8 protein-coding genes are annotated in these 6,889 nt (G+C 71.2%); all 8 read right to left on the bottom strand.

Annotated features, from left to right (window positions below):
* A partial coding sequence (locus V6M45_RS07055) for an acyl-CoA carboxylase subunit beta (protein ID WP_332654986.1) occupies window positions 1–1,203 on the bottom strand: 1,203 nt, incomplete at its 3' end.
* A 154-nt stretch (window positions 1,204–1,357) separates the two neighbouring features.
* A complete protein-coding gene (locus V6M45_RS07050; protein ID WP_332654984.1) occupies window positions 1,358–3,136 on the bottom strand; it encodes a hypothetical protein in 1,779 nt (592 codons plus the stop codon).
* 73 nt (window positions 3,137–3,209) lie between these two features.
* Window positions 3,210–3,509 (bottom strand): transcriptional regulator, encoded by a 300-nt coding sequence (locus V6M45_RS07045; protein ID WP_332654982.1) that lies wholly within the window; start codon window positions 3,507–3,509, stop codon window positions 3,210–3,212.
* Window positions 3,506–3,973 carry a hypothetical protein gene (locus V6M45_RS07040; RefSeq protein ID WP_332654981.1) on the bottom strand — a complete coding sequence of 156 codons (468 nt, stop codon included), beginning with the start codon at window positions 3,971–3,973 and terminating at the stop codon, window positions 3,506–3,508. The genes V6M45_RS07045 and V6M45_RS07040 overlap by 4 nt, the downstream gene beginning before the upstream one ends.
* Window positions 3,974–4,066: 93 nt before the next feature.
* Window positions 4,067–4,831 (bottom strand): ATP12 family chaperone protein, encoded by a 765-nt coding sequence (locus V6M45_RS07035; RefSeq protein ID WP_332654979.1) that lies wholly within the window; start codon window positions 4,829–4,831, stop codon window positions 4,067–4,069.
* Window positions 4,832–4,839: 8 nt separating this feature from the next.
* Entirely contained in the window at window positions 4,840–5,517 is a 678-nt protein-coding gene (locus V6M45_RS07030) for an HAD-IA family hydrolase (RefSeq protein ID WP_332654978.1), read from the bottom strand.
* Window positions 5,514–6,557, bottom strand: a complete 1,044-nt coding sequence (locus tag V6M45_RS07025; RefSeq protein WP_332654976.1) for an RluA family pseudouridine synthase — start codon at window positions 6,555–6,557, stop codon at window positions 5,514–5,516. The genes V6M45_RS07030 and V6M45_RS07025 overlap by 4 nt, the downstream gene beginning before the upstream one ends.
* On the bottom strand, window positions 6,554–6,889 hold a 336-nt coding region (locus V6M45_RS07020; RefSeq protein WP_332654974.1), incomplete at its 5' end, for a CrcB family protein. The genes V6M45_RS07025 and V6M45_RS07020, both read right to left, overlap by 4 nt.

Here is a 6,889-nt window from a genome sequence, read left to right as displayed (position 1 = left end):
GGCCTTGCGCGTGATGACGGTCAGCTTGGGCACGGTGGCCTCGGCATAGGCGAACAGCAGCTTGGCGCCGTGCTTGATCAGGCCGCCGTACTCCTGACGCGTGCCGGGCATGAAGCCGGGCACATCGACGAAGGTCACCAGCGGGATGTCGAAGGCGTCGCAGAAGCGCACGAAGCGGGCGGCCTTGCGGCTGGAGTCGATGTCGAGGACGCCGGCCAGGACCTGGGGCTGGTTGGCGACGACGCCGACGGTCTGGCCGTCGAGGCGGCCGAAGCCGGTCACGATGTTCTTCGCGAAGTCCGGACCGATCTCGAAGAATTCGGCCTCGTCGACCGTCTTCAGGATCAACTCCTTGATGTCATAGGGCTGGTTCGGATTGGCCGGGACCAGGGTGTCGAGGCTGGGCTCGTCGCGCTCGGGGTCGTCGTAGGAGTCGCGGACGGGGGGCTTTTCGCGGTTCGACAGGGGCAGGAAGCCGATCAGGCGGCGGACCTCGCTGAGGGCCTCCAGATCGTTCTCGAAGGCGCCGTCGGCGACGCCGGACTTGCCGGCGTGGACCCGGGCGCCGCCGAGGTCCTCGTGGGTGACCACCTCGTTGGTGACGGTCTTCACCACGTCGGGGCCGGTGACGTACATGTAGCTCGTGTCCTTCACCATGAAGATGAAGTCGGTGATGGCGGGGGAATAGACGTCGCCCCCGGCGCAGGGGCCCATGATGACGCTGATCTGGGGGATGACGCCCGAGGCCAGGGTGTTCTGGAGGAAGATGTCGGCATAACCGGCGAGGGATTCGACCCCCTCCTGGATGCGGGCGCCGCCCGCGTCGAACAGGCCGATGATCGGGGCGCCGTTGGTCAGGGCCGCCTTCTGGATCTTGACGATCTTGGAGGCGTGGGCCCCCGACAGCGAGCCGCCGAAGACGGTGAAATCCTTGGAGAAGACATAGACCAGCCGGCCGCCGATCGTGCCGTGGCCGGTGACCACGCCGTCGCCCGGTATGCGTTGATCCTCCATGCCGAAGTCATGCGAGCGGTGCTCCACGAACATGTCGGTTTCCTCGAAGCTGCCCTCGTCCAGCAGCACCTCGATGCGCTCGCGCGCCGTCAGCTTGCCCTTGGCGTGCTGGCTGGCGATGCGTTTCTCGCCGCCGCCGAGGCGGGCCGCGGCGCGGCGGGCTTCGAGCTGTTCGAGGATGTCTTGCATGGTCGGGTCTCCTTGAGCGCGAGGCTTAAGGACGGGCGGCCGGAGTGGCAAGCGGTCCCCTGCCCGGCCGACCGGCGAAGTGTTTCAGGTGCGACATGTCCCGGGGACAGCGACGCTTCAGCAGCGGGGGATGACGCTGGCGGCGGCCGGGCGGCTAGAGCCGGTCCAGCCGCAGCCAGGCCGGATCGCCCAGCCAGGCCTGTTGCAGGGCGCGGCGGGCGGCGGCGGCCTCCAGCTCATGGCCCTGAGCGGCCTCGCTCTCGGCCAGGCCGTACAGGGCCCAGCCGCTGTTGGGGGTCCTGACCAGGGCCGCGCGGAAGGCCTGACTGGCCTCGTCCCCGCGACCGGCGCGCAGCAGGGCGGCGCCCAGCGACTGGCTGACCGGATAGTACCAGAAGGACGGCTCCATATAGGGGATGCGCGCCTCGATGGCGGCGGCGTCCTGATAGTGGCGCACGGCGTCGTCGTAGCGGCGCTCGTGGAAGGCCAGACGGCCGCGCGCCGACGCCTCGGCCAGGGCGATCAGATCGGGCGCGGGAACGCCCTGGGCGACCATGTCGGCGAACCGGTCCGAGCCGCGCAGGGCGGCCATCTGCGCCAGGGTGGCGTCGAAGGCGGCGCGGTCGCCCAGCTGGGCCTGGGCCACGGCGCGGGCGTAGAGCCGCATGGCGCCGGCGTAGGCCAGACGCGGGTCGGGCTCCGGCATGGCCAGGATCGCCTCGGGCGAGGCGAATTGGGCCATGGTCATGTAGGGCGCGGCGTAGATGGCCTGGATCCAGGCGATGCGGCTCGTCGTATCGACGTCCAGCAGCGACTGCAGCCGCGTCGCCTCCTCGATCGCCGTCGACATGTCGCCGGCCATCTGGGCCGAGGCGACGATGAAGTGAACGTTGTGCGGATAGTAGCCGTAGCGGACCAGCCCCTGATCGTTCGAGGCCCGGATCCAGTCCTCGTCGGCGCGGACGGCGGCGACATTGGCGCGGATCGAGTCCGCATAGCGACCGCGCACCATGTAGATGTGGGCCGGCATATGCACCAGGTGGCCCGCGCTGGACGGAAGGGTCGCCAGCCGGTCGGCCGCCGCCTCGGCCCGGGCCGGGTCGCTGGCCTCCAGCAGGTGGATGTAGAGATGCGCCGCCTGGGGGTGGCCGGGGGTGCGGGCCACCACCCCCTCGATCAGCCGCACCGCATCGCCGATCCGGCCGATGGGCGTGCGCTTGTCGGCCTGCCAGTAGTTCCAGGGCGAGGTGTCCATCACCGCCTCAGCGGTCAGCACGGCGACCTCGTCATGCTCGGGGAAGCGGGCGGCGACGGCCAGCATGGCGTCGGCGTAGGCGGCGTCCAGCGCAGCGCGGTCGGCGGCGGGATCGGCCGAATAGCGTTTCGCCGCCGCCTCGATCAGGGCGCGCTCAACCGGCGTCGCGCCGTCCCGCAGGGCCATGGCGCGGTCCAGCGCCGCCAGCGCGGCGTCGCGGTCGCGCTCGTCCATCGGAGCGTTAATGTTGGGCCCCAGCGCCACCGCCTCGCCCCACCAGCACATGGCGCAGTCGGGGTCGCGCCGCTGCGCCTCGCGGAACGAGCGCACCGCCCCGGCGTGATTGAAGCCGTAGCTCAGCATCAGGCCCTGGTTGAAATAGCGCCGGACCTGATCGTCGGCGGCGGAGACCGCAAAGCGGGGCTCGCTGAGGTCCGGATACAGGGCGATGGTCCCGTCGGCCTGGGCCAGCGGACCGGTCGCCGCGGCGGCCGTCAGCAGCCGGCCCTCCAGCGTCGCCCGCGCGGCGGAGGCAGCGCAGATGGCGCGGGCCGCCCGCACCGGATCCGCGGCGTCCAGCGCCTCGGTCGAGAAGATCGGCGGCGACGGCGCCGCCGCCGAACTGGAAAACACGGCGATCAGGGCCAGCGCCGTGACCCCGCTGAGATACCTGCGCATGATCCGTCTCCCGCACCAAATACCGCCGGTATTCATACCATCCAGCGAGATCAGATGCGAGCGAGGCCGGGGCTCAGACCCCGGTCAAGGTCGCTAAACGGTTCAGTTCAGCGACATGGGCCGCGAAGGCCTTTCCGCCCTGCCCCGTCAGCGACAGCCAGGTGCGCTGTCGGCCGTGGGCGGCCGCCTTGCGAGAGGCGACGTAACCCGCCTCCTCCAGCTGCTTCAGGTGTTTGGACAGGACCGAGTCCGAAACCTGGAGCGCCTCGCGCAGGGTGGCGAACTCCGCCTCGTCGGCGGCGGACAGCATGGCGCAGATCTGCAGCCGCCCCGGCGCGTGAATGACGGCGTCGAACTGTGGCGCGCGGCTCATGCCCCCGCCCCCATCTCGGCGCGATAGACCCGGCGCCACAGGCGCGAGCCGATCAGGGCCAACGCGAAGGTCAGCGCGCCCGCCCCGGCCGCGAGAACGCCGACGGACGGCGCGCCCGGCGCTCGCTTCAGCCACACAAGGCCCAGCATCACGACCGCCATGGCCAGGCCCAGGCCGATGGCCACCCAACGGGCGCGGGCGGGAGAGATCCCCGTGACGCGCAGGCCGGTGCGGCGCGTCTCGGCCTGGAAGATGATCGCCAGCCCCAGCACGCCGAGGGCCGAGGCGGTGATGTTGAAGGGCGCCTCAAGCACCTGCCCCGCCACCATGCCGGCGATCAGCGCCGAATAGGCCAGGTCGTAGCGCCAGCCCTTGCTCGCGACACGATCATGGATGGCGCGTCGGGAGGCCTGGATGGCGGCCAGGGCGGCGGCGGGGTCGGCGGCGTCGTTGGGGTCGGTCATGGCGTGTTCCTCACTTTCCTGATTGGAAAATGATGGAGACTTTCCATGTTGGCAAGTGAAAACTTTCCGTATTGGAAGGTTATCGCCGCGGCCTCAGCTCTGAAGGGCCCTGAACCACCGCTCCAGCAGCAGAGCCTCCGCTCGCCGCGCGGCGGTGCGCTCGGCCGCTTCGGCGTCGACGCCCCACTGGCGCTCCTGAAAGGCCTCGTCGAGGCGGCTGAGCTCGAAGGCGGCTTCGCCCTCCAGCCGGCCGCGCTGCACGGCGAAGGCAAGGACCGCCGAGCCCAGGAGGGGCGTGGCCATGGCCAGGCCGGTCAGGGCGAAGTCGTCGAGACGCAGGGCCAGTTCGCGCGTGCGGGCCACGGAGGCGGGATCCTGGGCCCGGTGGATGATGCCCTCGACGGGCTCCAGCACCACGCCCAGCTCCAGCGCCGCCCAGTCGCGCCACGGCGTCCACTCACGAGCCTGTTCCACGGCCAGCGCGGTCGGGTGCTCGGCGAGGTAGCAGACCAGGTCCGAGCCGGCGAAGGCGGCGATCTCGTCGGCCACGGCCTCTCGGGCCTGGCTGACCCGGTCGATGGCGGTCGAGGCCAGGCGGGTGGCGGGCATGATCGCGGGATCGATGAACTCGCCCTGGGCGGCCCATTCGTCCGCCACGAGACGGGCGGCCGCCTTGGTGGGCAGGGTCAGCGGGGCGTGGGCGGGCGTCTTCGGCGTGCGGCCGTCCAGGGTGACCGACCAGCCGCCCTCACCTTCCGACACACCCACCGCCGTCCAGAACCGTTTCAGCCGCTCTTCGGACTCGCGGAAGCCCTTGCGGGCGGCGACGTTGGGATCGAGGGGGGGGATATGGTTCATGGCGGATCTCAGACGGCGCGGGCCAGGTCGGCGAAACCGTCCAGCACCACGGTCAGTTCGGAGAAGGAGCCGGCGACATGGCGGGCGCCGGCGGCGCGCTGCTCCTCGACGGTGTGAAAGCCCCAGGCGACGCCCAGCGGCAGGACGCCGGCGTTGACCGCCATCGCGATGTCGTGGGCGGTGTCGCCGATCATCACCGTGCGGGACGGGTCGCTGTCGCAGGCGGCCATGGCGGCGTGAAGCATGGCGGGGTCGGGCTTGCCGGGTCCGTCCTCGGCGCAATGGGTCGAGACAAACAGGTCGGCCCAGCCCTCGCGCGCCAGATTGCGCGCCACGCCGCGGCGGTTCTGGCCGGTGGCCAGGGCCAGGCGCCAGCCGTCGCGGTGCAGGCGGCGCAGGGTCGCGGTGGCCTCCGGATACAGCGGCTCCTCGTGGCCCTGCTCGTACATGCGCTGGAAGCTGGCGCGGAAGCCGGCGACGAAGCGGGCCAGCGTCGGCGCGTCGAGGCCCGGCTCCAGCACCGCCATGGCGTGCTCCAGCGACAGGCCGACGATCTGGCGGACACGGTCGTAGTGGGGCTCGGGCAGGCCGATGTCGCGCGCGGCCTCGCAGGCGGCGCGGTGGATCGAGGCGCGGCTGTCCACGAGGGTGCCGTCGATGTCGAAGACAGCGAGAGGTCGGGTCATCTCTGGCGGCGGACTCCCTCGAACGGATCGCTCTCGTTCCCCTCGGCCTCCTCGAAGCCGAAATGGGCGAAGCCCGCCTTCATCTCGGGGCTGAGCGGCGCCTCGACGATCAGCTTGCCGCCCGAGGGGTGGTCCAGTTCGATGCGGCGGGCGTGGAGCTGGAGCTTCAGATTGCCGGACAGCTCGCGGGATTTCTCGTCGCCGTATTTCGGGTCGCCGAGTATCGGATGGCCGATGGCGGCCATGTGGGCGCGGAGCTGGTGGGTGCGGCCGGTGAAGGGACGCAGGGCCATCCAGCTGGCGCGGTGGGCGGCGCGGGAGATGGTGGCGAAGGCGGTCTCGGCGGGCTCGGCGCGCGGGTCCTTGCGGTCGGCGGGGCGCATCATCTCGAAGTCGTTGATGCCGGTCTTCTTCAGCGGCATGTCGATCTGGCCGGCGGCCGGTTTGGGATTGCCGATGACGATGGCCCAGTAGGTCTTCTTCGCCTGACGCCGGGCGAAGGCGCCGGCCAGCCGCTTGGCCGCCTCGGGCCCCTTGCCCAGCAGCAGGACGCCGGACGTGTCGCGGTCGAGGCGGTGGACCAGACGCGGCCGGTCCATCCCCTCCCCCCAGGCCGACAGCAGGCGGTCGACGTGGCGGCTGGTCTTGGTCCCGCCCTGCACCGCCAGCCCGTGCGGCTTGTTCAGCGCGATGACCATGTCGTCCTCGTACAGGACCAGCGACTTGGCGAAGGCGATGTCCTTGGGCGACAGGGTGTGGGCGTCGCCGGCCTGGCGCGAGGTGTCGTCCGGGATCGGCGGCACGCGCACGGCGGCGCCGGCGGTCAGCCGGCCCTCGGGCTTGATGCGGGCGCCGTCGACGCGGATCTGGCCCGAGCGGGCCATCTTCTGCACCTGGATGTTGGACAGGTGCGGCCAGCGCCGGCGGAACCAGCGGTCCAGCCGGATGCCGTCCTCGGCCTCGGCGACATAGAGGGTCTGGACTTCCCGTTTGGGAGCGTCGGGCGTGTCGGCGGTCTTATCGGTTTCGGGGGGGGTCAAAGAACGGCTCCGAAGGCGCGGCGGGCGACCATCAGGCCGACGAACAGGGCGGCGATCGACAGGACCACCGAGGCGGCGGCGTAGCCCCCGGCCATGGCGAATTGGCGGCGCTCGATCATCAGCGCCGTCTCCAGCGAGAAGGCCGAGAAGGTGGTGAAGCCCCCCAGCAGGCCGACGGCGGCGAACAGGCGGATCGACTCGGCGTGCAGCCCGCCCCGGAAGGCCAGCCAACCCGCGATCAGGCCCATCAGCACGCCGCCGAAGACGTTCACCGCCAGCGTGCCCCACGGCCAGGCCGAGCCCGGGAACAGCCGGAACGCCCAGACGCCGAC

Source organism: Brevundimonas sp., assembly GCF_036676055.1.
In the GTDB taxonomy this organism is placed as follows: domain Bacteria; phylum Pseudomonadota; class Alphaproteobacteria; order Caulobacterales; family Caulobacteraceae; genus Brevundimonas.
This window is presented reverse-complemented; position numbering and strand designations above follow the sequence as displayed.

Coding starts and splice junctions, on each gene's coding strand:
- V6M45_RS07050 (WP_332654984.1), bottom strand. CDS start 3,136: ATGCGCAGGTATCTCAGCGGGGTCACGGCGCTGGCCCTGATCGCCGTG.
- V6M45_RS07045 (WP_332654982.1), bottom strand. CDS start 3,509: ATGAGCCGCGCGCCACAGTTCGACGCCGTCATTCACGCGCCGGGGCGG.
- V6M45_RS07040 (WP_332654981.1), bottom strand. CDS start 3,973: ATGACCGACCCCAACGACGCCGCCGACCCCGCCGCCGCCCTGGCCGCC.
- V6M45_RS07035 (WP_332654979.1), bottom strand. CDS start 4,831: ATGAACCATATCCCCCCCCTCGATCCCAACGTCGCCGCCCGCAAGGGC.
- V6M45_RS07030 (WP_332654978.1), bottom strand. CDS start 5,517: ATGACCCGACCTCTCGCTGTCTTCGACATCGACGGCACCCTCGTGGAC.